The following is a 26,602-nucleotide window of genomic DNA, read 5'->3' as shown; positions in this document are numbered from 1 at the left end:
AGACTCTTTTTTTAGTCTTTGAGGTGTTTTTTAGGATAGTCAAAAAAGAGAATGTGCCCGCTCTCTTCGGTGATCTCTTTAAAACTTGAAACATCAAAACTGATACAGACAATGGCACATGTAGGAATATTACTTAAAATAGCGCCACTAAGACGTTCCCCTACTTCGGTAATGGCAGGGTTGTGTGCGATGATAAAGACAGAGGCGTGTTTGTCATCGGTGGAATGAATCAGTTCAAGATAACTCTCATATGAGCCTTCATAGAGGGCATCAATGCTTTTGATTTTCTTTTTATCACAATTAATTTCACGCGCGAGCTCTCTGGTTGTTTTTTCAGCTCTTTTTGCAGGACTGGTATAGATAAGGTCTGGCATAACATCGAACATCTTCAAACGTTTTCCCATAAAGACAACGTCTCGTTTACCTCGACCATTCAAAGGTCTATCAAAATCGGCTAACATTTCATCTTTCCAGCTTGATTTTGCATGTCTAATAAAATAAATTTTTTTCATGTACCCTCTTTTTCGTATGCTTATTATAGACGACAAAGGATGAGATTAAAATAAAAAGTTTTCATTGACCCAATTTAGGACGAGTCTGCGGTTTACAGCAAAGAATGGAAGTTCTTCTCTCAGGACGACTTCAAGCTTTTTCATCGAATATGAATCTAATCGTAAATCTGCTGAAATGCGGTTCATCATCACGAGCATCTGTTTAGCGGAAGTTTTATCAAATTTTTCACTGCCTTCTAACTCAAAATAGGTCGATGCATTATAATCCTTTGCATCTGGCTGATAATCATCAAATTGTAAAAAATCTTCCTTTACCTGTAAACTCATGCAGGCTCCTTTTTAGATATAAAAAATGTCAACAAAAACGCAATAAAGGCAATCGCAGCACCTATAAAAAAGACAGCGCTGTGCGAATTAATCCAAATGATACCAAAGGTAAAGGGCAAGAAAACAGCCGCAATATGGTTGATTGCAGAAGCAACGCCCGAAGTGACAGATATATCTTTGGGATCAGCTATTTTTTGAAAATAGGTTTTTAGGGCAATGGCTATAGTATAAAAAAGATTATCTAAAATATACAAAGTCACTGCCATCGCTTGAGATTGTACCAAACCATATAGGATAAAAATGAGAACTATACAAATATATTCGAGTTTTAGTGAAAGATTCTCACCAAAACGTTCAATGAGTTTCCCTGCATAGGGTGCACAAATCATATTGATGATGGTATTGGCACTTAGAAGCAATAGCATATTTTCTACACTAAAATGAAACTGCTCAACAAGTAAAAAACCTGCAAAAACAACAACAATCTGACGGCGTGCCCCAGCAAGAAATGTAAGGAGATAAAAAAGCCAGTATTTTTTGCGTAAAAAAAGTTTGGTTTCTTGCACAACATCATCTTTAAAATGTTCAAATCCCACCCAAGCCACTATAGCAAGCAGCATCGTCAGACCACCACTGAGAACATAAACGGTAATATAGCCTACATTAAAAACTTTCATCATCACATACAGTGTGGCTAAAATAAACAGCGCCATAAATGATCGTACTGCTGATATTTTTCCAAGGAATGTAGGTGCTTGCGCTTTATCAATCCATTGGAGTGAAAGTGAACTGTGCAAGGTTTCAAGATAGTGAAATCCTATAGACATAATGAGTGTTGTGATGTAAAGACCTACAGTTGAAGGAAAAAAGGCTGTTATAAGTGTTCCCAAACCTAAGAGCAACAATGAAAAATATGCCGCGCTCTGTTGGCGAAAAATCATCAAAATAAAAACAATACTAAAGGCTAGAAGCCCTGGAATTTCGCGAATACTTTGAAGAAGTCCAATTTTTTCACCATCAAATCCTGCTACTTCGACAACAAAATTATTTAAAAGTGCATTCCACGCAGTAAATGCGATGGGAACAGCAGCGGCTAGAAGGTAGAGTAGCTGTTCTCGTGTGGCAAAAAATGATTTAATGTTCATAATTGAGTCGGTATCCTATGCCACCTTGATTCTCGATGGTGTCATCAGGAAGTTTTTTACGAAGACGTTTGACGAGCGCACGGATATTTTCCGTTGTGGTGAGTTCCCCACCCCATACATACTGTTCAATGCGCTCAAAAGAGATGTTTTTATTGAGATTTTTGGTAAAAAGGTTCAAGAGAAGAATCTCTTTTTTTGCAAGCTTTATTTCTTCTCCTTTTTCATCCAGAAGTTGCTCATTTTGCATGGAGTACGTAAAGCCATTTTGTAATGTTACAAGAGAGATTTTAGGACGACAGAGCTTTTCGATTTTTGTTTCGAGTTCATACATATAAAAAGGTTTTTTGAGGTATTCGTCGCATCCTTTGCTGTAGGCTTCTTGGATGGTATCCAGTTCAACATTGGCACTGATAATAATAGCAGGCGTAGAATCATCCATGCTGCGAATCTCTTTAAGCAGGCTGAGTCCATCGATACCAGGGACATTGATATCCAAGATAAAACAGTCATAACCGTTATCAATGGCTTCGAGGGCAAGTTTTCCATCTTTAAAAAGATCAACATGGTATTTTTTCTGCTCTAAAGCTTCAACAATAAGATTGGCTAAGCGTTCATTATCTTCCAGTATCAATATTTTCATGCTGCTCCTTTGGCTTTATTAATGGTAATGCAAATTTGTGCACCACTCTTTCTTTGTTTGGCGATTATTTTGCCGCCCATTTTATCTTCAATAATCAAACGTGCCATATAAAGCCCAAAACCATCACCATTGGCTTTCGTACTCATGAACGGATCAAAGATAGACTCTAGTTTATTTTTTTCAATACCACAACCATCATCACTAATGGAGAGATAAATGTTGTTTTCATCACTGTCAAGTTCAATCTCAATGATGCCATCGGTTGTTTTTGTCTCTCTTCTTTTTACAATACTATCTTTTGCATTATTAATGATGTTTAAAACGCACTGTTTAAATTCATTAGGGTAACCAAAAGCTAAGAGTTGCTCTGGTTGTTTTTGGAGAATATTGATCGTAATATAATTGTATTTGACATTGTGGTTAACGACGGTTAAGAGTGTATCGATGGCTTCACGTACATCAAATGCCGTTTGCATCGAAGAAGGCTTGATAAATTGCCTAAAATCATCGATGGTACTTGACATATACTTCACTTGTGTCATGATGTCATCGACAAATTTTTGGGTATCTTCTTCGTCAAGAACCTTTTTTCGGCGTTTGTATATAAGTTCTTGTGCAATAGCAGAGATTTCCACCAAAGGTGTTTTCCATTGGTGTGCGATACTGGCGATCATCTCACCTACTTCGGATTGTTTGGAGCGTTGAATAACAAATTGTTCGTGACGCTTATGTTCAGTATCGACACGTTTTTTTTCTGTAATGTCTGTTAAGATGGTAACAACGCCCGCTTCATGGTTGTTTTCATCTGTGTAGTAAGTGCGATGTACGGAAAAGACAATTTTGTCTTTGAAAGGAACTTGCATCTCTATTTCAGCACTATTGGGGCAATCCAGTGGGACTTCTTGAATGGCATCACAGATAGTTGGCATGATTTCTTTGACATGTTTGCCTATAATATCCAGTTTGTTTCGCTCCAAAATTTGACATAAGAGATCATTACATCCAAGAATTTTCCCATCATTTGATTTCCAGAAAATAGCACTTTGTATGTTATTTAATAAAACATAATCAAGTCTATTTTGGCGCAAGAGCTCTTTTTCCAAAGAGATACGCTTAATAATGTTAAGCACAAGAATGGTTGTAAGTAACAGTAGCAATGGCATAAGTGCAAATGCATTTTCAACAAACTTACGGTGTTTTTCATAAAAACCTTCAACACCATTAAGCACTTCAGATGGATTTGGAATATCACTCAGAGAAATAGTAAATTTACGTAAAATATTGTTATCAAAGAAATATTTACCATTGGGTGTTTCAATAGGAACAGAAGTGATTTTTTTACCATTAATAAGTTCAAATGCTTTTTTAGCAGCAAGTGCTCCTTGTTCATAAGGATTAACCATAAATCCACCAATGACACCTTCTCCAACATGAATATGATTGAGTGCAAAAATAGGAAACGGTGAGCGTTGAAAAAATCCTTGTAGCCTATGATAAGGAATGTATTGGTCGTTAACGTCTCTGTAAAAACTTGTAAATAATATGGCACTTTGTTTTGGAAGCTTTGCGATTTTTTCATCAATAGTATTAAAATCAATTTGATTATCAAATGAAACACGGAATTTATCTTTAAAATGGTTTGACTCTTCTATTATCTGATCTTTAATGATGAGAGAAGAATACGCATCATCACTTATAATGTAAACCATTTTAATGGCAGGAAAGAGTTTATAAATTAATTCAAGATTTTTTCGTATATCTTTGTATTCGATGACACCAGTGATATATTGTTTAAGATACGCATCAAGATCTTTGGGATTAAAGTTTTCGACCCCACAGAAAACAACAGGTGTATTAGGAAAGAGCTCATGGTGATATTTACGAACAAAATCATAGGCATAATTATCTGCTGCAATGATTGCTTTATAGCTACGATTGCTGAATTTCTTTTTATAAAGATCAAGCAATTCTGCAAAGTAGTTATCTGAATCTATCTTTTTGCTATCCATATACTCAGTCGTAAGTTCATATTGAGGATGTTTTTGCATAACATCCTCAATGCCACGAGAAATACCATCACTCCATTTTAAGCCTTTATTATATGAATGAAGAAGCAAAATTTCATTTGAATATAAAAAAGAGCTGTAAATAAATAAAATAATTATTATTTTTAAGTTTAACATTGGTTTCCAGACATATTTTTTTGTTATATTATCAAAAAGGTCTCATTTATATCCTAAATTGGAGAATATAATTCTTTCTGAAATTATATTGCGCTTTTAAGTTGTAATATAAAAACTTTATATAAGGGGTTTTCATGTCAAGCATGTTTTGGATACAGTTGCTTGTAGTACTCGTCATCTTGTTCTTTGCAGCAAGAAAGAGTGGTATAGCACTAGGTCTTATCGGTGGTATCGGTGTTATTATCTTTGTTTTTGGTTTTCAACTTGCTCCCGGTCATCCTCCAATTGACGTTATGTTGGTTATGCTTTCTGTTGTTTGTGCTGGTTCTGCACTTCAAGCGTCTGGTGGACTTGATGTTATGTTACAACAAGCTGAGAAAGTATTGAGAAAACATCCTCGTTATGTTACCGTCTTAGCACCAGTAACAACAATTATCTTGACATTCCTTTGTGGTACAGGTCACGTTGTTTATACATTGCTTCCTATTATTTATGATATTTCTATTAAAACAGGTAATAGACCAGAGCGTGCAATGGCAGCGAGTACGATTGCAGCACAAATGGGTATTATGATTTCACCAGCATCTGTTGCTGTTGTTTCTATGATCGCGCTTATGAAAGGACATCCGTTAGTTAATGGTCAAGATCTTTCATTAATCCAACTTCTCCAAATTACAATGCCTTCAGCATTAATCGGTGTTTTGGTTGTTGGTTTTGTAAGTATGTTTAGAGGTAAAGATCTCGATAAAGATCCAGATTTTCAAGAACTTATCAAAGATCCTGAAGCAAAAAAATATGTGTATGGTTCAACTGCTACATTACTAGGTAAAGAGTTTACAAGTAGACAATATGCTTCTGTATGGCTTTTCCTTGGTACCATTGCAGTTATCGCAATTTTGGGTATGTTCCCATCATTGGTTCCAACCTTTACAATTAAAGGTAAATTAACACCACTTTCAATGGTTGATGCTATCCAAATGTTTATGTTGGCTTCTGCTGCTGTTATTTATATTGTCGCAGATCTTAAAACTAAAGCTATGGTCGAGAGTGATGTTTTCAAAGCGGGTATGACTGCGGTTATTGCTGTTTTTGGTATCGCTTGGATGACACACACAATGTTTGGTGCACACACTGCTGATATTAAATCTAGCATGGGTGACCTTGTAAAAGTCTATCCATGGGCATATGCGGTTGTTTTGATCCTTATTTCTAAACTCATCAACTCACAAGCGGCTGCGGTTTCATCTATGGTGCCTATCGCTCTTGCCGTAGGCGTTGAACCAGGTATGATCGCTGCATTTGCTGCTGCTGCTTACGGTTATTGGATTCTTCCAACATACCCAAGTGATATTGCGGCACTTTCATTTGACCGTTCAGGTACAACTAAAATTGGTAAATTCGTTATCAATCATAGCTTTATCTTGCCAGGTTTTGTAGGTGTAACCACTGCATGTTTCTGTGGTTTCTTCTTTGCAAAACTTTACGGTTTGATCTAATTCGTAGTCAGTTTCTGCCCTCTTTATGAGGGCAGAACTTTAAAAAGCATTTTTACAGATACTTAGATGTAAATATCTGTAGAGGTGCCTCCTTTTAAATGTAAACTCAACTAAGCACCTCTACCCCATCGTTTTGGGGTAGAAAATGATAAAATTGATTTTATGTACTTTTTAAAGTGCCTAAAATCAGTTTTAACCAAAAACCAACTTTTTCGGAGAGGTAAAATGAGAGAAATTAAGTACGAAGACATCGTTAAGAGTGTAAAGGACATGATCCTTTACAGTGCAACAAACTTGCCTAAAGATGCTTATAAAGCATTAGAAGATGCATACAACACAGAAAAAAGTGAAGTATGTAAACAAGTTCTTAAACAACTTTTAGATAATGCTGATATCGCAGCGAATGAAGCAAGACCTCTTTGCCAAGATACAGGCTTAGCAGTTTTCTTTGTTAAAGTAGGCGAAGATCTTAAAGTGGTTGGCGGTAGCTTAAAAAAAGCAATCAATGCGGGAACAGAGCAAGGATACAAAGAGGGTTATTTAAGAGCATCTACCTGTCATTGGGATACACGTGCTAACCTTAAAGATGAAGTTGGATACAACCTTCCAGCGATCATTCACTTTGACATTGTTGAAGGCGATGAACTAGACATTGAATACGCTGCAAAAGGTGGCGGTTCTGAGAACGTTTCTCGCGCAACTGTATTTCCTCCAGCAAAAGGTAGAAAAGGTATTATCGAGTACGTTAAACAAGTTATTTCTGATGCAGGTCCAAATCCATGTCCTCCACTTACTGTTGGTGTTGGTATCGGTGGTACATTTGAAAAAGCGGTAATCTCTTCTAAACATGCACTCTTTAGAGAGCTTGGAAGCAAAAATCCAGATCCAGTACTCGAATCAATGGAAGAAGAGTTAATGGTTCTTCTTAATAACTTGGGTATCGGCGCTATGGGTATGGGCGGTACAAATACTGTTCTTGGTGTTCATATCGAGAAAAACCCTTGCCATATCGCAAGTTTACCAGTGAGCGTTAACGTTCAATGCCACAGCTCACGCCACATGCATATTAAGCTATAAGGAGAATATAATGAGCAAAACTTATCATTTAACAGCACCACTTACTGAAGCAGATGTAACACCACTTAAAGCAGGCGATATTGTTTATTTAACAGGCGTTGTTTATACAGCACGTGACGCGGCGCATAAAAAATTAGTCGATCTTTTAGATGCAGGACAACCTCTTCCATTTGACATGAAAGGCGCGGTAATCTATTTTGTTGGACCAACTCCTCCAAAACCAGGTGATCCAATCGGTAGTGCAGGCCCAACAACAAGTTACAGAATGGACTCTTACTCTCCAAAACTTATCAATGAGCAAGGTCTTAAAGGTATGATCGGTAAAGGTAAAAGAAGTCAAGAAGTGCTTGATGCTTGTGTGAAATCTAAAGCAATTTATTTTGGTGCAACAGGTGGTGCGGGTGCACTTCTAGCACGCCAAATTAAAAGTGCTGAAGTTATCGCATACCCAGAATTGGGACCTGAGGCTATCAGAAGACTTGAAGTTGTTGATTTCCCTTTAACGGTTATTAACGATACTTTCGGTGCAGATCTTTACAAAATTGGTCGCGCTCAATACGAAGTATTTTAAAACTCTTCTTTAAAACAATCAAGAAGGGAAAGCCTATTTTTGGGCTTTCCCTTATGTTCTTTTATAAAATAAAATTTTTATCAAAATCTATCTTGGTTCTTTCGTGTGTGTCATTTTTTTCGATAAAAATTTTACAAATATTGTTTTATTGGTGATAAAATATCACATATAATAATTGAAGGCCTTTATAAGAGTGTTTTAACAGTTAGTAAATTGGGTTTGAGTGAGAAAATATAGAAATAGTGATAAAGGATCATGGATGAAAGTTACAGTTGGCTATGGTAAAGATGAAAAATTTGAGCTGAATATTAGCGAAAAACAGTTAGTAGGTGTTTATAACCCCAATAGTGTTCCTAAAATGGACTACAATCATGCGATTGATGAAGCGCTTGCCCATCCTATTGGCCATGAAGCATTTGATATGTTTAGCGATACTAATGAGCGTATTGTCTTTATTGTCAATGATGGTACACGCCCTACTCCAACACGTAAAGTATTGGCACGTATTTACCCACAAATCAAAGATAAAGACATCTTCTTCATTGTAGCAACGGGCTGTCATAGAGCACCTAGCGAGGAAGAGTGGCATTTTATCTTAGGTAAAGAGATTTATGAAGATTTGAAAGCTAAAAATCGTCTTTGGAGTCATGACTCTCATAACGATCCGATGGTTTACCTTGGTAAATCAACCAATGGTACGGAGATGTATCTCAATAAAATTGTTGCAGAAGCTAAAAAAGTGTGCGTGATTGGTTCGGTTGAGCCACACTATTTTGCGGGTTATACGGGCGGTAGAAAAGGTTTCTTACCGGGTGTTGCAGCATACGATACCATTCAGCAAAATCACCTTTTAGCGCTTCATCCCAATGCACAAGCGTTGAGCCTTAAAGGTAACCCTGTCCATGAAGACATGATGGATGCCATGAGTGTTTTAAAACACATTGATGTTTTTGCCATTATGACGGTACTTGATAGCGACCATGATATTTGCGCTGTGCGAGCGGGAGATTTGAGTGATTCTTTTTACGCAGCGATTGATAAAGCGGATGAAGTTTTTTGTGTTAACATTCCACAAAAAGCTGACATTGTTATCTCTGTTGCTCCCTACCCTATGGATATCGACCTTTACCAATCTCAAAAAGCCCTCGATAATGGCAAACTTGCATTGAAAGAGAATGGTATTTTAATCATGGTTGCCAAATGCCGTACAGGTATTGGTGAAGAAGGCTTTTTCAAACTGATGAGTTCAGCACATTGCGCGCAAGAAGTACTCAATAAAATTAAATGTGGCTACAAATTAGGTTATCATAAAGCAGCGAAGATGGCAGAAATTAACCTTTGGGCGCAAAGTTGGGCAGTGAGTGAACTGAGCGATGAAGAGATGAAAGCGGTGCACTTGAAGCCTTACCATGATTTAAATGTAGCGCTTGAGGATGCCCTTGCCGAAAAAGGCGAAAATGCAAGTATTATAGTGCTTCCTTTTGGTTCAATTACGGTTCCAAAATTGGTGAATAAATAAGGAAATTTATGAGAGTTTTGTACTATGACTGCTTTAGTGGTATTAGCGGCGATATGAATTTGGGCGCACTCTTGGATTTGGGTGTTGACCGTCATTATTTAAAGCAAGAACTCTCAAAACTCTCTTTGGATACGGAGTTTGATCTCACCATTCAACCAAGCTGTAAAATGGGCATTAGTGGAACGAAAGTTACTGTCAAACTAACACATCAACACGCAAACCCTAACGGATGGCACGTCCATCCGCACACTTCTGATCACCATCATCATGAACATCGTACGTTTAAAAGTATTGAAGCGATGATTCAAAACAGTACGCTTAGCGATTGGGTTAAAGAGCGAAGTATCAAAATGTTTTGGTGTGTAGCTTTGGCAGAGGGAAAGATTCATGGCAAATCACCGTATGAAGTTGCTTTTCACGAAGTGGGTGCTGTTGATTCAATCGTTGATATTATAGGTGCTGCCATCTGTTTAGAGGCTTTACATGTCAGTAAGATTATGGCTTCTAAAATTGAGCTGGGTGGTGGGTTTGTTCAGTGTGCGCATGGTACATTGCCCGTCCCTGCTCCTGCAACGCTGGAAATTTTACACAATGTCCCTGTAAGTTTAGGACGCGTTCCTTCGGAAATGACGACACCTACAGGTGCTGCCATCATTAAAGCCAACGTGGACACCTTTAGTGATAAGCCCACACTGGTGATTGAGAAGATTGGTTATGGCATTGGTCATAAAGATTTTACTATTCCCAATGTTTTGCGTGTGCTTTTGGGTGAAGAGGAAGATGTTGTTTCTATCCCAGAAGAGATTGTTTTAGAAACGAATATTGATGATATGAGCCCTGAAATTCTCTCATATGTCCAAGAAAGGCTTTTTGATGCAGGTGTAAAAGATGTTTACACAACTGCCATTACAACAAAGAAAAATCGCTTGGGTGTGAAGCTTAGTGTTTTAGTCAGTGCCGATAAAGAGGCCAAAGCAACGGAGATTATTTTTGCTGAAACCTCTTCAATTGGACTAAGACGATCAACGATTCAAAAAATCATGTTAGACCGAGAAATCAAAATGGTTTCTACTCCTTATGGAAAGATCAGTGTGAAATGCACCTTTTCGCATGGTGAATTACTCAAATACAAAGCAGAATATGAAGAGTGTAAGACAGCTGCTTTGAGCCACGAAGTTCCTATTTCTATGATATACGAGAGTGTTGCAAAAGCAATGACGAAAGAGATAAACCATGTATAAAAAATACGAACATTTAAAACAGATACTTGCTTCTTACGATAGCCTTATTGTGGCCTTTTCAGGGGGTGTTGATAGTACCTTTTTGCTTAAAGTCGCTTACGATGTTTTGGGCGAAAAAGTTATTGGAATTACGGCTTCAACGCCCTATATTGCGGAGTGGGAAATTGCCGATGCCAAACGCATTGCTCAAGAAGTAGGTGTTAAGCATGAAGTGATTCTAAAACCGTGGATTGAGGCTGTACGAACCAATCCAAACAATCGATGTTACATCTGCAAACATGCCCTCTTCTCTTCACTGCTCGATGTTGCACACCAAAGAGGTTTGAGTGCTGTAGCCGAGGGTAGCAATGTGGATGACACCAAAGAGTTTCGACCGGGACGTGTGGCATTGGGAGAACTTGGTATCAAAACACCACTTCTGGATGCTGGACTTACCAAAAGTGAGATTCGCGCTCTTTCTAAAGATTTGGGACTTAGTACGTGGGATAAACCTTCATATGCGTGTTTGTTGACTCGTTTTCCTTACGATAAAAAAATAGAAGATAAAGCACTTCACATGGTTTCTTTGGCTGAAGAATATATGATAGCACAGGGGTATGGTGAGATTCGTGTGCGCTATGAGGATGGTTTAGCGCGTATTGAGATGCCTGAGCGGGAGATGATTCGTTTGGTGAATGATGCTCACTTAAAGGTCTTACGAGAGCATCTCAAATCTTTAGGATTTTTGCATATCACATTAGATCTTGAAGGCTATCGACATGACTCGATAATGGAATCTTTGCATGTTGTTGAGGGAGTTTAGATGTGTGGACAAGGCATAGAGAAGCTGTTAGAAGCTGTAAAAAATGGCGATGTGAGCATTGCAGATGCGATGCAAAAAATAAAAGCAGAGCCCTTTGAAGAGTTAGGTTTCGCTAAGATAGACCATCACCGTGGCGTTCGTTTGGGCTATCCTGAGGTCATTTATGGTGAGAGTAAAACACCTGATCAGATCGCTCAGATTACCCAAAAGCTTTTGGATAAAGAGAACAATATATTGATCACCCGTACCAATGAAAAAGCATATGATGCCGTACGTGCAATAGCGCCAGAAGCCAAGTATAACGTTATGGGAAGAACCATTACCATTGAGCGTGAAATTATGACACCGCCAGAGAGTTACATCGCCATCATAGCTGCTGGAACATCGGATCTTTATGTTGTGGAAGAAGCTTATGAAACGGCACGTATTTTGGGAAATCATGTCAAAAAAGTCGTCGATGTGGGTGTTGCGGGCATTCACCGTTTGTTTGCTCACCTTGATGTCATCCAAAATGCAAAAGTAGTCATTGTTATCGCTGGCATGGAGGGTGCACTTGCGAGTGTCATCGGAGGACTTGTGGATAAGCCAGTCATCGCTGTACCTACCAGTGTAGGGTATGGTGCAAGTTTTGGAGGTGTGGCAGCCCTACTTTCTATGCTGAATAGTTGTGCCAGTGGTGTGAGTGTGGTGAACATCGACAATGGCTTTGGTGCGGCGTATAATGCAAGCATAATCAATCATTTATAACATAGACTTTTTCAAGTCTATGTCCTAGTTGTAGGCTTTAGTCGCCTTTCTAATCTCAAATATAAGCTCTTTTTGGCGTTGGTACATGTATCGCAATAAATAATCATCGTAAGGTTGTGGAAGATTTTCTATCATCACAACGATTTTTGTATAATCACTTTTTTGCCCAATGTAGGTAACTTTTGCTTCAATATTCATAATAACATACCCATTTTCGCCCTGTTCATTTGGGAGTGAAAAGTTAAGTTTCACTTTTTGATTTAACATATCTTCATCTTTGAAGGATTTTCCCACTTTAATGGCGATTGAATTGACGGAAATATCGAGAATATCGCCTTGTGCAGAAGAACGCTGTGCGTATTTGATGAGAACAGGTGTTCGAACACTGGTTTGAACGCGGGTGTGTTGTCTGTTGTTGGCGCTGTTTTGCATAAATTTAAGATTTTTGATAATGACGACAGCACGCTTAATATCAACCATAGCAATTTCTGCTTTGATGTCTTTGGGGAAATTTGGTGCTTGCAAAACGGTTTCACCCTCTAGTTGCATCGCGTAACCTTGAAGGTTTTCACAACTGATTTGGTAATTATTGTCAGGTGTCATTTTTTGGATGTATGAGTTGGTATTGATGCAGAGACCTTTATAGATATTGAGAAGCTTAATAGGAATTTTGTTGTTCACACAATTATGCAATAAATAGGCGATTTGTTCTTGCTCATCAATAACATTATCCAAATAATCCAACTCAAAATATTTGATCTTTTCAATATCTTGTGGTAGAAGGGTTTTCGTATTAATCTTCTCAATATAATCAAGAACCTCATTCAGATCATTGGATTCAACATGTAAAGCAGAAGTAAGAATAATGGGGGTTATTTTTTCATTAGCTGTTGCATTGATAAGCTCTTGTTGGAGGTATTTTGTTTGCTCACAAGCATGTTCAAAACTACTCTCTTCGCCCATCAAAATATAAAGATTGGGGCTCCACTGAATGACATCTTGACTTGCCTCTTTGAACTGAAAAAGTTTTACCATTAAGTTTTTAAAGGCTTCATACAGTGTTGTACTAGTAAATACTTTGTTGAGTTTTTCGAGGTTGGAAATATTGATAAAAATAAGTGAAATAACTGTATTTGTAACAGTGCGTTGGGCAAGACGGTCTTTGAGTTTATCAATAAAATCAAATCTATTGAGAATGTTAGAGTAATGTTTTGGTTGTTGTTCATTTTCGGGATTGTAATTAATCAGTGTAACAATTTTTTCACTACTTTGCGGAAATGATTTGATGACACACACATAAGGTTCTTTTTGTCCAGAGGCTGTCTCTATAACAATGTTTCCTTGGGCATCTTCATTTTCTTTCAGGGCACCACACAGTTCTTCATCTTTGTGTATTTTGGTTTGAATCTCAGTTAGATCTGTTGTTTCATAAAGCATTTTTGCTTTGGCATTGGCATAAGCGAGTGTTTCGCCATGAAAAACAAAAAAAGGAAAGAAGTGTTCAATCTTTTTTTCAAGTTCTATTTTTTGAAAAACATAGAGATTATCATCAAGTTTAGTAGGGTTTTTAGTAAAAATCGAAAGAAGTACACTTTCTTCATCTTTCAAAGGCAAGACATCTGTAAGCCCAAAATGCAGTGCAAATTTGAGTAAAAGTCTATTTTCAACATCGTCAGCAAAGATATAGGAGATGATAGGTTTATGTCGTGTAAAAATGCTTACAAGAAGTTTGAGTTTGTCTTTTGTGCTTTCGCCAATTTCAATAAATAAAATATCTGCCATTGGTACAGAGTTTATATCTTTGTTAAGATCAAAAGATTGAAAATGAGGATGTTCTTTTTTTGCATGATTGAAAATTGTAAGTTTCTCTTCATCAAATGAGAGCTGAGCGATTGATAGATAACGTGTTTCATGTAAAAATTGTTCTAGAAGCATCGGATTTCCTCATAATCATCTTAATTCACATTCTACCAAAATTCATAGAAAATTTAATCATTTTTTAACTACAATACATCATCTTTTAAAAGGAACTCTAGAATGATGTATTATTTAGCGATCGAAGGGAAACAAAAACTTAGCGGAACTGTCTCTATTTCAGGGGCAAAAAATGCCGCACTTCCTCTTTTAGCGTTAACCCTCCTCTCAAAACGAAAAATTACAATTTCAAATATGCCGCAAGTGGCGGATGTTAAAACATTATTACAACTTCTAACCAATCTTGGTGCTAGTTTTACACTTAAAGATCAAAATGTTGTCGAAGTGGATGCCACAACGGTTAATTCTGCTTGCGCCAACTATGACATCGTGCGTAAAATGCGTGCTTCCATCTTGACCCTTGGACCATTGCTTGCACGTTTTGGACACTGTGAGGTGTCACTTCCTGGTGGCTGTGCTATTGGTCAGCGACCGATTGATCTTCACTTAAAAGCGTTAGAGCAAATGGGTGCAGTCATTGAAATAAAACAAGGTTATGTTTTAGCTAAAGCACCTAAAGGGCTTAAAGGTGCAACCATTATTTTCGATAAAGTGACCGTAACAGGGAGTGAGAATATTATCATGGCAGCGGCACTTGCGCATGGCACAACGACACTTGTAAACGTGGCAAAAGAGCCAGAAGTGGTTCAAGTCTGTGAAGTGTTAGCAGAGGCTGGTGTAAGCATCGAAGGTATCGGTACGTCAAAGCTTGTTATCAAAGGAAGCGGTGGAAAGCTTTTAGATATTCAAGATTTTCGCGTTATTCCAGATCGTATTGAAGCAGGAACATATCTGTGTGCGGGTGCAATTACAAAGTCAAAAATCACCATTAAAGATGTCAATCCAAGACACCTTGATGCGGTTGTCTCAAAATTGGAGCAAATGGGTTTTAAAATCGATGAAAAGGACGATACCTTAACCATTCACCCTGCCGATAAAATTCTTCCTTCTGACATTGAAACAACCGAATATCCAGGTTTCCCAACCGATCTCCAAGCCCAATTTATGGCACTGTGCACGCAAGCAAAAGGTACAAGTATTATCGATGAGCGCTTGTTTGAAAATCGCTTTATGCACGTGAGTGAGCTTTCACGTATGGGAGCCAACATCAAACTCAAAGGGCACAGTGCAACCGTTGAAGGCAAAATGAAACTCAATGCAGCTGATGTTATGGCTACGGATTTAAGAGCAAGCTCAGCGCTTATTTTAGCGGCACTTGTGGCTGAGGGAACAACAAAAATCCACAGAATTTATCACCTCGATCGTGGGTATGAAGACCTTGAGGGTAAATTCTCAAAATTGGGTGCGCGCATTGAAAGACTTGAGGAATAAAAGATGAAAAAAGAGCTTTCAGTTAGTTTTGATGATGCACTAAAACTGAGCCTTTCTCTTGTTTCGACAACACCTCATTCAGAATGGGTTAGTATCTTTGATGCGCTAGGTAGAACGCTGGCAAGAGAGATTACATGTAAGAAAAATCTACCTTCCTACAACAATGCCGCACTGGATGGTTTTGCTTTTAAATATCGAGAAAACATAAGTGAACTAAACATCAAAACAACGATTTTTGCAGGCAATGTTGTTACGTCTTGTTTGGGTGAAAATGAGTGTTATAAGATCATGACAGGGGCAAAAGTTCCTGATGACGCTGATACAATCATTCCTTTTGAGAATTGCATCTCTTACGATGAAACAAAAGCTGTACTTCCCTTTTCCATTAGAAAAGGCAATGCTTTACGTCTTAAAGGTGAAGAAGAACGTGTTGGCTCAGTTTTATTTGATGCTGGAATACGTATAAGCTCACGTGAAATTGCTCTTCTTGCATCGCAAGGTATTAGTATGCTTGAAGTCTATAAAAAGCTTCACATTGCTGTTTTTTCTACAGGAGATGAGCTTAAATCACCTTGGCAAAATGCCAGCGAAGATGAAATTTATGACATCAATGCCCTCTCTTTAATCTCTTTACTTGCAGAACACGGTTTTGTTGCACATTATTGTGGTGTTATTCCCGATAATTTAGAAGCGGCAACGGAGTATTTCACATCTATGAAACAGTATGATGTATTGGTAACCAGTGGCGGTGTAAGTATGGGTGAAGCTGATTTTGTTGAACAAGCACTTTTGCGCAATGGTTTTACCGCCTCTTTTCATGGAATTAATATTAAACCAGGGAAACCCACGATGATGGGAAAAATGGGTGAGACCATTGTAGCCTCAATGCCGGGCAATCCTTTGGCTGCCTATGTCAATGCTTTTGTCTTTTTAATACCTCTTCTTAAAAAACTTCAAGGTGAAAAAAACTTTAACTTAAGTTCCATAACTGCTTCAAATGCAGAGGCATTTACAGTGAAATCGGGTCGAGTTAACTTTGTTTTAGGTACTTTTAGAGATGGAAAATTTTATGTTTTTGGTGAAAACAAGTATGGTTCAGGCATGGTGAAACCCCTTGTAAATAGCAATGCACTGTGGATTAGTGACGAAGAAATCCGTAGTGTCTCTGCTGAAAAAGATATAAAAATTTTATTATTTTAATATCTTTTATCTATAATTATACTCTTGGAGATAAAATAAGTTTAAAAAACTTGACCTTTTAACATTTTTTTAGATAGCATTGCATCACAAAATGACAAAGTGCTACTCTAAAGGAATGTGATGTTTAACGAAATAAAAATCTCGACAAAACTGCTTTTTATCTCCATTGTAACCGTTATTGGTTTGTTGATTCTCTCCTATATTAGCATTAACTCGAGCATGATTGGCAAAAATTCCTTGGAAACCATTTATGAGAAAAATGTGGTTCCCGATAATGAAATCACTGCTGCACGTGATAATTTTGAGATGATTTTAAATGATCTCATTCATGTCACCAGTGAATTTTTACCCACGGGACAAGCAAAAGAACGACTACCTCTTGTTGAAAAAAACATGAAAGCTTTTTTTGATAAAGCACTTATAAGTGACTTTTACGCAGAACCAACACTCAAACAACACCTCAATGCAGCCTATGAACGTTACAGTCAAAAAATTGCACCTAAATATCAACGTATTTACGATCTCTATCAAAAGGATAATCGTGAAGATATTGGTGATATGGCCGTTGAAATTGAAGCGGATTGCAAATACATCAGTAAAAACTTTGATAGCATCTCAAAATTCACCAATCAGCGAGTTAAAGATATTAGCGTAGAGATTAGTGCACAATTGCATCATAACCTCTATCTTGTTATTGGGATCTCTTCGCTTATTTTAGTTATTACTTCAGGGCTTTTGTTCGCTATTACGCGCTATTTGGTTAAAGGAATTGCACGTATCAGTGATCACTTGTCTGATATTACACAAGATTTAGCGCTTAACCGTTCTATTAAGGTTGTGAATAAAGATGAAATTGGGCATATCAGTGAAAATTTAAACACCCTTCTCTCTACCCTACAGCAGGCATTAATTAAAGCAAAAACGACAATGGTATCAAACTTGGAGACAAATCAACATATGCAAACATCGGCGCATATGATTACGAGTGCGGCTGAAAACCAAGATCGTATTGTAGATAACGTCAAAAAACTCACCTCCAAAATCAATCATGAATTACAAGAATCAAAAGAGATATCTGAAACATCGGCAATGTACATGAAAGAAGACTATATCCTTTTGGATCAGATGATTGTAACACTCGATGAAATTGTTGTAAGTATCAATCGTGTCAGTCAAGATGAACAGCATATTTCATCGCAAATGCATAATTTAGCCGAGCAAACGACACAAATTCGTTCCATACTTGAAATGATCAAAGATATTGCAGATCAAACCAATCTTTTGGCACTCAATGCAGCGATAGAAGCAGCACGTGCAGGTGAACATGGTCGAGGCTTTGCTGTAGTTGCCGATGAAGTTAGAAAGCTTGCAGAACGTACTCAAAAATCACTTTCTGAAATTGATGTTACCATTAGTGTTGTTGTTCAAAGTGTTTCAAGTGCAAGTGAAAATATTAAAGAAAATAGTCAGAAAGTTGTTTCTCTCAATCAAAATGCTATCAAAATCTCTTCAATGGCAAATGAGACCAAAGAGAAGACTGCTAAAAGTTTAGAGATTACCAATGTTGCGTATGAAAAGGCGATGAGTATTTCAAAAGAGATTGATCAGCTTACTCAAGGTGTTGAAGAAGCTACGGGACTTGCCCATGAAAATAAAAAGATTGCAGATAATTTGATGGATATCTCCAGTAGCCTCAATCTTTCGACTGTAGAATTAGAGCACGAAATCGCTATTTTTAAGGTGTAAAATTGCCATCTAAGCCCTTTAAAATCTATTTGTGCTACAATTAGAGCTCAAAAAGATTGACATGAAGGGTTTTTTTTGGTAGAATTTCGTCCGTTTTGCGGGAATAGCTCAGTGGTAGAGCACGACCTTGCCAAGGTCGGGGTCGCGAGTTCGAACCTCGTTTCCCGCTCCATTTTAATTTCACTTCTTTTTATAACTACACTTTTTTCACAATCTCTTTATATTGATAAAACTTACTGCATTGAAGAAGATACAATCAAGGCATCTTTTTTCGGTTTCCAAAGTAGCGATAATCCTGTCATTGTTCAAGTCCCCAAAGAACGTATGCATTATGCCATTCCATCAAGTGTGATACGCACAGCATTCAGTGATCGTAATGTAACTATCATAGATAGCAGTGAAGGTGTGGTCGTTTTTAAGCGCAACTGTTCGCTTATGGGTAAGGCAGATGCTCTTGAAGATGCTTTTTTAAAAAAATTTCAAGAAGCTTCACCTTCTGTTGTCATTGAAGAAAAACCTCGGATTTCGGTTAAATCTTCCCTCCCCGTTGATTTTAAACGCTATCAATTAGTCAGTGTAACTATTCCAGAGACAACTCTCAAAAAAAACAGTGGCTCTTTTGTCGCTACTTTTAAAGTGGGAGATAAAGAGCGAAAGCTCTATTTTGCTTATGAGATGAACGCGAAGGTAATGGTGTTTAAAGCGAAACGTAATTTGCTTAACGGTAAAATCCTCACAAACGATGACTACGAAAGCATTTTGATGAGTTTGGAAGGCATTCCCACACGAGCTGTTTTGAGCGAAATACCTCAAAATGCTATGGTTAAAACCAGTATTAAAGAGGGGCAAGTTTTAGCAGATTATCATTTTGATGTGAAGAAAACACTCTCAAAAAAAGATAGTATAAGAGCCCTATTTAAAGATGGTGGGTTAGTTATTGAAGTGCAAGCAACATTGATTGAAGATGCTGATATTGGTGATGTCGTAAAGATTAAAACAGAACAAGGCAAAATTTTGAATGCAAAAATTGTATCGTCCAAAGAAGCGGTAATCCTCGAATGAAACGCATCATTGTAGGCATTAGTGGTGCCAGTGGTGTTGAACTTGGACTCTCTTTTCTTAAAGCACTTCCTTCTGAAATCGAAAAATACGTCATTATCTCTGATCATGCTAAAGTTGTTTTTGCCAAAGAAGCCAATACCATTTTACTCGATGATGAAAATATTGGAGCCATCACAGCTTCTGGTTCTTTTAAAACTGATGCTATGGCGATTATTCCTTGCAGTATGAACACATTAGCAAAGATTACACATGGCATTGCGGACAATCTTTTGACACGAACGGCAAGCGTGATGATCAAAGAAAAACGCCCTCTTCTTTTAGCACCTCGTGAAATGCCTTTTTCGGCTATTGCGTTAGAAAATATGCTCAAACTTTCCATGCTAGGCATTCACATTGCACCTCCCGTCATGGGCTATTATGCTAAGGCTTCTAGCCTTGACGAAATGGAGCATTTTTTAATCGGCAAATGGTTTGATCTTTTGGGGATTGAGCACAATCTTTTTCAACGTTGGGAGGGAGCATGAGAGTAGCCATTTATCCAGGAACATTTGATCCTATTACCAATGGTCATATGGATGTTATTAAACGGGCCAAAAAGCTTTTTGATAAGGTTTTAGTAGCAGTAGCCATTTCAGAAGAAAAACGCCCCATGTTTGACATTGATACCCGTGTAGAAATGGTGCAAGCAGCCATACAAGATATAGAAGGTGTTGAAGTAGAACCCTTTGATAACCTTTTGGTGAGCTTTTCAAAAGAAAAAAATATTCGTGTGATGATTCGCGGTCTTCGAGCAGTCAGTGACTTTGAATTTGAACTCCAGATGGGGTATGCCAATGCATCTTTATGGAGTGAAATTGAAACAGTTTATTTGATGCCAAGTCTCAAAAATGCTTTTATTAGCTCATCAGTCATACGCTCTATTGCTAAACATGGCGGGGATGTCTCTCATTTGGTGCCTTCGTCTGTTTTACCTTATTTGCAAAGTAGATTTACATGTATGTGAGATATTAATTATGCATGAATATATAGATGGAACTTCTAAGAGATTATTTGTGAATACTAATTTAGGTTGTAGATCAAATTGTAGTTATTGCTATTTGCCTATTCTTGATTTAAAACTTGGTAAAGTTCCAAATCAAGAAAAATCTGTTACAAGTATTATAAATTATTTGTTATCTCATCCTTTGTTTATACAGGGTAAGCAAGGTACTATTCTTTCAATTGGTTGCTACTCTGAATGTTGGGATGAAATTAATAAAAGTGCTACGATAGAATTATTGAATTTTTTATTGACTTTAGAAAATCCTATTCAAATTGCAACGAAACAATTTATTCACCAAAAAGAGATTCGATCAATTTTAGATAAAATAGTTTGGTGTGGGCAACTTTCAATTTATATCAGTTCTGCGACAATTTCATTTTGGAATAAATATGAAAAAGGAACGTGCTCTCCACTTGAGAGATTTAAAAGTTTTAATCTTAAAAAAGAAAAAAAAGAATTATTAATGTTTTTATATTTAAAGCCTGTGCTTGAAAATATAACAATTAAAGATATTGAATTGTATAGTTCTCTTATTGAAAAATATGATATTGATGTCATAGTCGGCGAAACATTTAATGCAAAAGTATCTGAGAAAATTTCTTCAGTGGGTGATGAAAAGCTTTATATTCAAGATACAAGTGATGATTATAAAAATATCTGTAAAGATTTATCAAATTTGTGTATAGTTTATTCCAATAGTATAGAACCTATTGAAAAAATAAGAGAGAAGATGAATGGATAATAATACGACTGATGTTTTGAAAGTAATAAATGAATATATACCAAATGTTACAATTACTCTGTTATCAATATTGTCATTAATATCACTAATCATTTTAGTTTGCGAAGCTTCTGGTTTTTTACCTCGAAAACTTAGTAAATGGCTTATGAGAAACAAGTTAGCAACGACTATTGATGTTTTGGAAGAACTTGGCTTTAAAGTTGTAGAAACAAAATCTATGATTCAAGAGTGTGTTGTTGAAAAAATGAAGGGTAGAGTCGAAGAAAAAATAGATAAGTTTGCATTAAATTTTGATGTTGAGATTGGTAAAAGTACAAATGGATATGTTTTTCCTAAATATATTGACTTAATGAGCGCAACAGTAAACGAACGATGTGCTCAAGATTTTGCTAGAGAGCTTTATACTTATTATTCGCAAATATATTTAGATTGTGACTTTGTAGTAACAAGCAAAGGTGGATCCCCTATTCTTGGATATGAATTTTCAAGATTATGCAAGAAACCTTTTGTTTTGCATAATCTTGAAGAAAAATTTCGCATAGATAGTGATATTCCGAAGTGTAAATTTGATGGTTTACCTAAAAGTGTAAACTTAAAAAAGGCTCTTATTGTTGATGATAGTACGACAGGTGGAAGAAAAGTATTGGAAATAGTTGATGATTTAAAAAAGTATGGCTATGAAGTAGATGCATGTTTAGTAGTATTTGCGCCACAGGGTAAAGATGCCAAAGGAAAACTTGAAAAGAAAGGTGTTAAATTGCATTTTATTGTTGAAGGACCTATTGCAAAATGAAAAAAGGAAAAATTATTGTATTTGAAGGAATTGATGGTAGCGGAAAGGGAACCCAAGCTACTCTATTGCATGAATATTATAAAAAAAACAACATTCCAAATTTGCTTTTACAGTTTCCATGTTATAGCGAAACATTTTTTGGGCAAGAAGTTGGAAATTATTTAAATGGAAAGTTTGGTTCTTTGGATAATGTACATCCGAAATTTTCAGCACTTCTATATGCTGGCGATAGATTTGAAAAAAGCAAGTTAATTTATGATGAATTAAACAAAGGAACAATGGTTATATGTGACCGCTATGTCCCGTCAAATATTGCTCATCAGATTGCGAAGTTAAAAACTCAAGAGGAGCAAAAGGAATTACAACATTGGATTGAAAAGTTAGAATATGGAGTTTTTAATCTTCCGAAACCTGATGTTGTTTTTTTATTGGATATTTCCCCTTCCCTATCTTCAGAATTAGTTTTAAAGAAAAATAAGCGTGATTATACAGATAAAGCTAAAGATCTTCATGAAGAAGATGATTCTTATCTCAGACAAGTTTATTATGCTTATAAAGATCTCTGTTTAGTTAATGGATGGAATAAAATTAATTGTACTCATGACAATAAAATTTTTTCTATTCAAGAAATTCATTTAACTATTCTAAAAGTTTTGGAAAATGGAGTTATTAATGATTAATGCATTACGTGGAATGAAAGACACGCTCTCTCCACAAAGTGAAACGTACTTATATATGATTGAAACTTGTTCTCGCATCGCAGAACAGTATGGATTTTCGTTTATCGAAACACCTATTTTAGAAGAAACGGCTCTTTTTAAACGCAGTGTGGGTGAGAGCAGTGACATTGTCGGTAAAGAGATGTACCAGTTCATTGACAAAGGCGAAAACGATGTTTGTTTACGTCCTGAGGGCACAGCGGGCGTGGTGCGTGCTTTCGTACAACAAAAATATGACAAAGCAGGGGAAAAAAGACGCTTTTTTTACCATGGACCCATGTTTCGTTATGAAAGACCTCAAAAAGGACGTTTAAGACAATTTCACCAGTTTGGAGCAGAGAGTTTTGGAGAAAGTGATGTCAGAGAAGATGCAACGATTATTTTGATGCTTAAAGCGATGTTTCACGCACTTGGCATTGGATTCACTCTTGAGATCAACTCTTTGGGCTGTCCTGAATGTATGCCTGTGTATCGTACAAAATTGGTCAAATTTTTAGAAACACGTGAAGGTTTGTGTGAAGATTGTGAAAGAAGAAAACTTACCAACCCTATTCGTGTATTGGATTGCAAAAATGAACACTGTAAAATATTACTCAGTGATGCTCCACTGATCGTAGATCATTTGTGTGCATCATGTAAAGATGATTTTACGACATTAAAGTCTCTTTTAGACCAGTTTGGTGTCACTTATGTGGTTAATCCAAAGCTGGTTAGAGGCCTTGATTATTACTCAAAAACAGCATTTGAATTTGTAAGCTCCGAAATTGGTGCACAAAGTGCGATTGCGGGTGGCGGACGTTATGATCGTTTGGTTGAGTTTTTAGATGGTAAATCAACACCTGCCATTGGTTTTGCGATGGGAATTGAGCGTTTGATGGAACTTGTTAAAATGCCTGAAGTAGCACGTGAAGGATACTACATTGCCGCCTTGTGTAATGATGCCTTAGACGTTGTTTTTAAACTGGTTGATCAAAAACGTAAAACCGATAAGGTTTTAACTAGCTATGATGCAAAATCACTCAAAAACCATCTTAAAATAGCCGATAAATTATATGTAAAATTTTGTGTATGTATCGGTGAAGACGAGCTTTCAAAGCAGACAATCTGGATTAAAGATCTTGAGAGCAAAGAAGAAAAAATTATTAATATTGTGCATTTTTAAGGAGCAAAACATTGGATTACGGAATTAAAACATGGGGAAACGATAACTTTTTTATCGAAGACGGTAAGGTAAAAGTTAACACAGGCTGTGAGCCTTCTATAATAGAGATTATTCAACAGATCCGTAAAGATGGTATCCGTGGTCCCATTCTTTTGAGATTTCCTCATTTGATTCAAAAACAGATCCGTATGATTTATAAAAGTTTTGCTGATGCGAAAAAAGAGTTTGGGTATGAAGGTAATTTTAGTGCGGTTTATCCTCTGAAAGTCAATCAATTTCCTAATTTTGTTAAAAATCTTGTTTCATTAGGGCAAAAGTATCATTACGGTCTTGAAGCGGGCAGTAAAGCTGAGCTGATTTTGGCTATGGCGTACAATAACCCTGATTCTCCTATTACGGTTAATGGTTTTAAAGACAATGAGATGATCTCTTTAGGCTTTATTGCCGCTGAAATGGGGCATGACATTACCCTAACGATTGAAGGGCTTAATGAGCTTGAGAGCATTATTTCCATCGCAAAAGATCGTTTTGGTTGTGTTCCAAACATTGGTCTTCGTATTCGTTTGCATAGCTCTGGTATTGGTATTTGGGCAAAAAGCGGTGGTATTAACTCTAAATTTGGTTTGACGTCTACTGAACTGTTAGAAGCAGTCAATATGCTTCGTGATGCGAATTTACTTGATCACTTTACGATGATTCATTTCCATATTGGCTCTCAAATTACCGACATTGCACCTCTTAAAAAAGCACTTCGTGAAGCGGGAAATATTTATGCAGAGCTTTGCCGTATGGGCGCTACGCATCTTCGGGCTATCAATTTAGGTGGCGGTTTAGCAGTTGAATACTCCCAACACAAAACAACACTTCATAAAAACTATACACTAAGCGAGTATGCGAACGACGTTGTTTATTTACTCAAAGACATTGCAACCCAAAAAGGGGTTCATGAACCTGATATTTTCATCGAGTCGGGTCGTTTTGTTGCTGCACATCATGCTGTTTTAGTTGCTCCCGTACTAGAGCTTTTTTCGCAAGAGTATACGGATCAAAAACTAAGACCTAAAGACGTTAATCCACCTCTTGTACAAGAGCTGTATGATCTTTTAGGAACGATGAACCGTAAAAATGCACTTGAATTTTTACACGATAGTATTGACCATATGGAGTCTTTGTTAACGCTGTTTGATTTAGGTTATATTGACCTTCAAGATCGTTCAAATACAGAGATTTTAGTCAATCTCATCATTAAAAAAGCTGTTGGTTTAGTCGCCGATAAAAAACTTAGCGAGATTTTAGATATTCAAGATCGTGTTCAAGAGCGTTATTTGGTTAACTTTTCACTCTTCCAGAGCTTGCCTGATTTTTGGGGCATCGGTCAGACATTTCCTGTTATGCCACTCGATCGTTTGGATGAAGTACCAACACGCTCAGCTTCACTGTGGGATATCACGTGCGATAGCGATGGCGAAATAGGTTTTAATACCGAAACACCACTTTTCTTGCACGATGTTGATATTAAAAACCGTGACTACTTCTTAGGCTTTTTCTTAGTAGGGGCTTATCAAGAAGTATTGGGTATGAAACACAACCTTTTTACTCATCCAACAGAAGCTACTATTATCATCGATGATGATGGCTATGAGATTGAAAATATACTAGAATCGCAAAGCATTAGCGATATTTTAGAAGATCTTGATTATGACATTAAAGAGGTTCAGGAAAATCTTAATGATCGTATTGAGGCTTCTGATATTATCAGTGAAAAAGAGAAAAAACACATTTTAGGTGAAATTTACCTCTTCTTAAATGACAACGGTTATCTTAAAACGATTAACAATGAGGATAATATGCAATGAACGAAGTCTCTTTGTGGGAAAAAATTAAAGAAGATTTTTCCCAACCGATTCTCCATGATCCCGCAATCAACTCGAAAGTAGAGCTATTTTTTAATTACCCTGGGGTATGGGCGTTGGTTAATTATCGTATAGCACATGCTTTACATGTCAAAGGTTTTAAAACCTTAGCGCGCGCTATCATGGGTATTTCACAGATTATTACAAATACCGATATTCATCCTGCTTCTACGCTGGGAAGAAGAGTCTTTTTTGATCATGCTTTTGGTTTGGTTATTGGAGAGACTGCAGTCGTGGGTGATGATGTCCTTATCTATCAAGGTGTCACGCTCGGTGGTGTCAGTTTAGAAAGAGGCGTTAAACGTCATCCTACCATCAAAAGCCACAGTGTTATTGGCTCGGGTGCTAAAATTTTAGGTGATATTACAATTGGTGAAAATTGCCGTATTGGTTCGAATTCTGTTGTGGTCAAAAGTATCCCAGATGATTCAACGGCGGTGGGTGTTCCTGCTCGTGTTATTGAAAAAGGACGAGACAAAAGCCCTATGGCACACAATAAAATCCCTGATATTAATAAAGAGCTTTTTATCTATATGTTTAAACGTATTAAGATCTTAGAAGAAGCTGTGTTGACAACTAACAAAGATCTGAAAATTAAAGATGATGAATTAGAAGCAATTTATAAATGCTACTTAGAATCAGTCAAAGAATAAATTT

The 26,602-nt window shown here is 36.9% G+C and carries 24 protein-coding genes, 1 tRNA gene and 1 pseudogene; 20 read left to right on the top strand and 6 right to left on the bottom strand.

What is annotated here, in order from left to right:
* Positions 1-11: 11 nt before the first annotated feature.
* From V7Q04_RS06970 to V7Q04_RS06950, 5 genes are read right to left on the bottom strand one after another with little or no spacing between them, the layout of a single operon-like run.
* The gene (locus V7Q04_RS06970) at positions 12-512 is read right to left on the bottom strand and encodes a SixA phosphatase family protein (RefSeq protein ID WP_333804241.1); all 501 of its coding nucleotides are present in this window, start codon (positions 510-512) and stop codon (positions 12-14) included.
* 45 nt (positions 513-557) lie between these two features.
* Positions 558-839, bottom strand: a complete 282-nt coding sequence (locus V7Q04_RS06965) for a hypothetical protein (RefSeq protein ID WP_333804240.1) — start codon at positions 837-839, stop codon at positions 558-560.
* Entirely contained in the window at positions 836-1,984 is a 1,149-nt protein-coding gene (locus V7Q04_RS06960) for an MFS transporter (RefSeq protein ID WP_333804239.1), read from the bottom strand. Before V7Q04_RS06960 ends, V7Q04_RS06965 begins: the two co-directional genes overlap by 4 nt.
* Positions 1,974-2,624: a response regulator transcription factor gene (locus tag V7Q04_RS06955; RefSeq protein WP_333804237.1), complete on the bottom strand. Its 651-nt coding sequence runs from the start codon at positions 2,622-2,624 to the stop codon at positions 1,974-1,976. Before V7Q04_RS06955 ends, V7Q04_RS06960 begins: the two co-directional genes overlap by 11 nt.
* The gene (locus tag V7Q04_RS06950; protein WP_333804235.1) at positions 2,621-4,672 is read right to left on the bottom strand and encodes a sensor histidine kinase; all 2,052 of its coding nucleotides are present in this window, start codon (positions 4,670-4,672) and stop codon (positions 2,621-2,623) included. Before V7Q04_RS06950 ends, V7Q04_RS06955 begins: the two co-directional genes overlap by 4 nt.
* A 269-nt stretch (positions 4,673-4,941) precedes the next feature.
* On the opposite strand from V7Q04_RS06950, the gene V7Q04_RS06945 reads away from it, so the two are divergent.
* The 7 genes from V7Q04_RS06945 (at position 4,942) to larB (ending at position 12,260) form a co-directional block, all read left to right on the top strand.
* Positions 4,942-6,303 (top strand): anaerobic C4-dicarboxylate transporter, encoded by a 1,362-nt coding sequence (locus V7Q04_RS06945; RefSeq protein WP_333804233.1) that lies wholly within the window; start codon positions 4,942-4,944, stop codon positions 6,301-6,303.
* 225 nt (positions 6,304-6,528) lie between these two features.
* Positions 6,529-7,380: a fumarate hydratase gene (locus V7Q04_RS06940; protein WP_333804231.1), complete on the top strand. Its 852-nt coding sequence runs from the start codon at positions 6,529-6,531 to the stop codon at positions 7,378-7,380.
* Positions 7,381-7,390: 10 nt separating this feature from the next.
* On the top strand, positions 7,391-7,951 hold the full coding sequence (locus V7Q04_RS06935) for a Fe-S-containing hydro-lyase (protein WP_333804229.1): 561 nt from the start codon (positions 7,391-7,393) through the stop codon (positions 7,949-7,951).
* 259 nt (positions 7,952-8,210) lie between these two features.
* Complete coding sequence (larA, locus tag V7Q04_RS06930) at positions 8,211-9,470, top strand: nickel-dependent lactate racemase (protein ID WP_333804227.1); 1,260 nt, start codon at positions 8,211-8,213, stop codon at positions 9,468-9,470.
* An 8-nt stretch (positions 9,471-9,478) separates the two neighbouring features.
* The gene (gene larC / locus V7Q04_RS06925) at positions 9,479-10,711 is read left to right on the top strand and encodes a nickel pincer cofactor biosynthesis protein LarC (RefSeq protein WP_333804226.1); all 1,233 of its coding nucleotides are present in this window, start codon (positions 9,479-9,481) and stop codon (positions 10,709-10,711) included.
* Positions 10,704-11,513 (top strand): ATP-dependent sacrificial sulfur transferase LarE, encoded by an 810-nt coding sequence (larE, locus tag V7Q04_RS06920; RefSeq protein ID WP_333804225.1) that lies wholly within the window; start codon positions 10,704-10,706, stop codon positions 11,511-11,513. The genes larC and larE overlap by 8 nt, the downstream gene beginning before the upstream one ends.
* Positions 11,514-12,260 carry a nickel pincer cofactor biosynthesis protein LarB gene (gene larB / locus V7Q04_RS06915; protein ID WP_333804223.1) on the top strand — a complete coding sequence of 249 codons (747 nt, stop codon included), beginning with the start codon at positions 11,514-11,516 and terminating at the stop codon, positions 12,258-12,260.
* 24 nt (positions 12,261-12,284) lie between these two features.
* Here the strand turns inward: larB and V7Q04_RS06910 are convergent, their stop codons facing one another.
* Positions 12,285-14,195 (bottom strand): PilZ domain-containing protein, encoded by a 1,911-nt coding sequence (locus V7Q04_RS06910; protein ID WP_333804222.1) that lies wholly within the window; start codon positions 14,193-14,195, stop codon positions 12,285-12,287.
* Between the two features lie 102 nt (positions 14,196-14,297).
* On the opposite strand from V7Q04_RS06910, the gene murA reads away from it, so the two are divergent.
* From murA to cysE, 13 genes and pseudogenes are all read left to right on the top strand, one after another.
* Positions 14,298-15,566: a UDP-N-acetylglucosamine 1-carboxyvinyltransferase gene (murA, locus tag V7Q04_RS06905; RefSeq protein ID WP_333804221.1), complete on the top strand. Its 1,269-nt coding sequence runs from the start codon at positions 14,298-14,300 to the stop codon at positions 15,564-15,566.
* 3 nt (positions 15,567-15,569) lie between these two features.
* Positions 15,570-16,766, top strand: a complete 1,197-nt coding sequence (locus tag V7Q04_RS06900) for a molybdopterin molybdotransferase MoeA (protein WP_333804220.1) — start codon at positions 15,570-15,572, stop codon at positions 16,764-16,766.
* Between the two features lie 144 nt (positions 16,767-16,910).
* Positions 16,911-18,341: pseudogene (locus tag V7Q04_RS06895) on the top strand (methyl-accepting chemotaxis protein); the annotation flags it as partial.
* A 268-nt stretch (positions 18,342-18,609) separates the two neighbouring features.
* Positions 18,610-18,684, top strand: a tRNA-Gly gene (locus tag V7Q04_RS06890).
* Between the two features lie 152 nt (positions 18,685-18,836).
* Positions 18,837-19,574: a flagellar basal body P-ring formation chaperone FlgA gene (gene flgA / locus V7Q04_RS06885; RefSeq protein WP_333804218.1), complete on the top strand. Its 738-nt coding sequence runs from the start codon at positions 18,837-18,839 to the stop codon at positions 19,572-19,574.
* On the top strand, positions 19,571-20,098 hold the full coding sequence (locus tag V7Q04_RS06880; RefSeq protein ID WP_333804217.1) for a UbiX family flavin prenyltransferase: 528 nt from the start codon (positions 19,571-19,573) through the stop codon (positions 20,096-20,098). The genes flgA and V7Q04_RS06880 overlap by 4 nt, the downstream gene beginning before the upstream one ends.
* On the top strand, positions 20,095-20,577 hold the full coding sequence (gene coaD / locus V7Q04_RS06875; protein ID WP_333804216.1) for a pantetheine-phosphate adenylyltransferase: 483 nt from the start codon (positions 20,095-20,097) through the stop codon (positions 20,575-20,577). The genes V7Q04_RS06880 and coaD overlap by 4 nt, the downstream gene beginning before the upstream one ends.
* A gap of 49 nt (positions 20,578-20,626) precedes the next feature.
* On the top strand, positions 20,627-21,358 hold the full coding sequence (locus V7Q04_RS06870; RefSeq protein WP_333804215.1) for a hypothetical protein: 732 nt from the start codon (positions 20,627-20,629) through the stop codon (positions 21,356-21,358).
* Positions 21,351-22,151: a phosphoribosyltransferase gene (locus V7Q04_RS06865; protein ID WP_333804214.1), complete on the top strand. Its 801-nt coding sequence runs from the start codon at positions 21,351-21,353 to the stop codon at positions 22,149-22,151. The genes V7Q04_RS06870 and V7Q04_RS06865 overlap by 8 nt, the downstream gene beginning before the upstream one ends.
* Positions 22,148-22,831 (top strand): dTMP kinase, encoded by a 684-nt coding sequence (gene tmk, locus V7Q04_RS06860; protein WP_333804213.1) that lies wholly within the window; start codon positions 22,148-22,150, stop codon positions 22,829-22,831. The genes V7Q04_RS06865 and tmk overlap by 4 nt, the downstream gene beginning before the upstream one ends.
* Complete coding sequence (hisS, locus tag V7Q04_RS06855) at positions 22,824-24,032, top strand: histidine--tRNA ligase (RefSeq protein ID WP_333804212.1); 1,209 nt, start codon at positions 22,824-22,826, stop codon at positions 24,030-24,032. Before tmk ends, hisS begins: the two co-directional genes overlap by 8 nt.
* 11 nt (positions 24,033-24,043) lie before the next feature.
* Entirely contained in the window at positions 24,044-25,888 is a 1,845-nt protein-coding gene (speA, locus tag V7Q04_RS06850; protein WP_333804211.1) for a biosynthetic arginine decarboxylase, read from the top strand.
* Positions 25,885-26,598 carry a serine O-acetyltransferase gene (cysE, locus tag V7Q04_RS06845; protein ID WP_333804210.1) on the top strand — a complete coding sequence of 238 codons (714 nt, stop codon included), beginning with the start codon at positions 25,885-25,887 and terminating at the stop codon, positions 26,596-26,598. The genes speA and cysE overlap by 4 nt, the downstream gene beginning before the upstream one ends.
* Positions 26,599-26,602: the final 4 nt, after the last annotated feature.

It is taken from the genome of Sulfurospirillum sp. (genome assembly GCF_036802865.1).
GTDB lineage: Bacteria > Campylobacterota > Campylobacteria > Campylobacterales > Sulfurospirillaceae > Sulfurospirillum.
The sequence above is the reverse complement of the archived record's forward strand: the minus strand, read 5'-3'. Positions and strand labels throughout refer to the sequence as shown.

What these genes read in the sequence shown, in the direction of transcription:
- V7Q04_RS06970 (WP_333804241.1), bottom strand. Translation starts at nt 512, where the DNA reads ATGAAAAAAATTTATTTTATTAGACATGCAAAATCAAGCTGGAAAGAT.
- V7Q04_RS06880 (WP_333804217.1), top strand. Translation starts at nt 19,571, where the DNA reads ATGAAACGCATCATTGTAGGCATTAGTGGTGCCAGTGGTGTTGAACTT.
- V7Q04_RS06960 (WP_333804239.1), bottom strand. Translation starts at nt 1,984, where the DNA reads ATGAACATTAAATCATTTTTTGCCACACGAGAACAGCTACTCTACCTT.
- V7Q04_RS06865 (WP_333804214.1), top strand. Translation starts at nt 21,351, where the DNA reads ATGGATAATAATACGACTGATGTTTTGAAAGTAATAAATGAATATATA.
- V7Q04_RS06965 (WP_333804240.1), bottom strand. Translation starts at nt 839, where the DNA reads ATGAGTTTACAGGTAAAGGAAGATTTTTTACAATTTGATGATTATCAG.
- V7Q04_RS06955 (WP_333804237.1), bottom strand. Translation starts at nt 2,624, where the DNA reads ATGAAAATATTGATACTGGAAGATAATGAACGCTTAGCCAATCTTATT.
- V7Q04_RS06945 (WP_333804233.1), top strand. Translation starts at nt 4,942, where the DNA reads ATGTCAAGCATGTTTTGGATACAGTTGCTTGTAGTACTCGTCATCTTG.
- larC (WP_333804226.1), top strand. Translation starts at nt 9,479, where the DNA reads ATGAGAGTTTTGTACTATGACTGCTTTAGTGGTATTAGCGGCGATATG.
- V7Q04_RS06935 (WP_333804229.1), top strand. Translation starts at nt 7,391, where the DNA reads ATGAGCAAAACTTATCATTTAACAGCACCACTTACTGAAGCAGATGTA.
- V7Q04_RS06900 (WP_333804220.1), top strand. Translation starts at nt 15,570, where the DNA reads ATGAAAAAAGAGCTTTCAGTTAGTTTTGATGATGCACTAAAACTGAGC.
- coaD (WP_333804216.1), top strand. Translation starts at nt 20,095, where the DNA reads ATGAGAGTAGCCATTTATCCAGGAACATTTGATCCTATTACCAATGGT.
- V7Q04_RS06950 (WP_333804235.1), bottom strand. Translation starts at nt 4,672, where the DNA reads ATGCAAAAACATCCTCAATATGAACTTACGACTGAGTATATGGATAGC.
- V7Q04_RS06910 (WP_333804222.1), bottom strand. Translation starts at nt 14,195, where the DNA reads ATGCTTCTAGAACAATTTTTACATGAAACACGTTATCTATCAATCGCT.
- larE (WP_333804225.1), top strand. Translation starts at nt 10,704, where the DNA reads ATGTATAAAAAATACGAACATTTAAAACAGATACTTGCTTCTTACGAT.
- murA (WP_333804221.1), top strand. Translation starts at nt 14,298, where the DNA reads ATGATGTATTATTTAGCGATCGAAGGGAAACAAAAACTTAGCGGAACT.
- larA (WP_333804227.1), top strand. Translation starts at nt 8,211, where the DNA reads ATGAAAGTTACAGTTGGCTATGGTAAAGATGAAAAATTTGAGCTGAAT.
- tmk (WP_333804213.1), top strand. Translation starts at nt 22,148, where the DNA reads ATGAAAAAAGGAAAAATTATTGTATTTGAAGGAATTGATGGTAGCGGA.
- flgA (WP_333804218.1), top strand. Translation starts at nt 18,837, where the DNA reads ATGCATTATGCCATTCCATCAAGTGTGATACGCACAGCATTCAGTGAT.
- cysE (WP_333804210.1), top strand. Translation starts at nt 25,885, where the DNA reads ATGAACGAAGTCTCTTTGTGGGAAAAAATTAAAGAAGATTTTTCCCAA.
- V7Q04_RS06940 (WP_333804231.1), top strand. Translation starts at nt 6,529, where the DNA reads ATGAGAGAAATTAAGTACGAAGACATCGTTAAGAGTGTAAAGGACATG.
- hisS (WP_333804212.1), top strand. Translation starts at nt 22,824, where the DNA reads ATGATTAATGCATTACGTGGAATGAAAGACACGCTCTCTCCACAAAGT.
- larB (WP_333804223.1), top strand. Translation starts at nt 11,514, where the DNA reads ATGTGTGGACAAGGCATAGAGAAGCTGTTAGAAGCTGTAAAAAATGGC.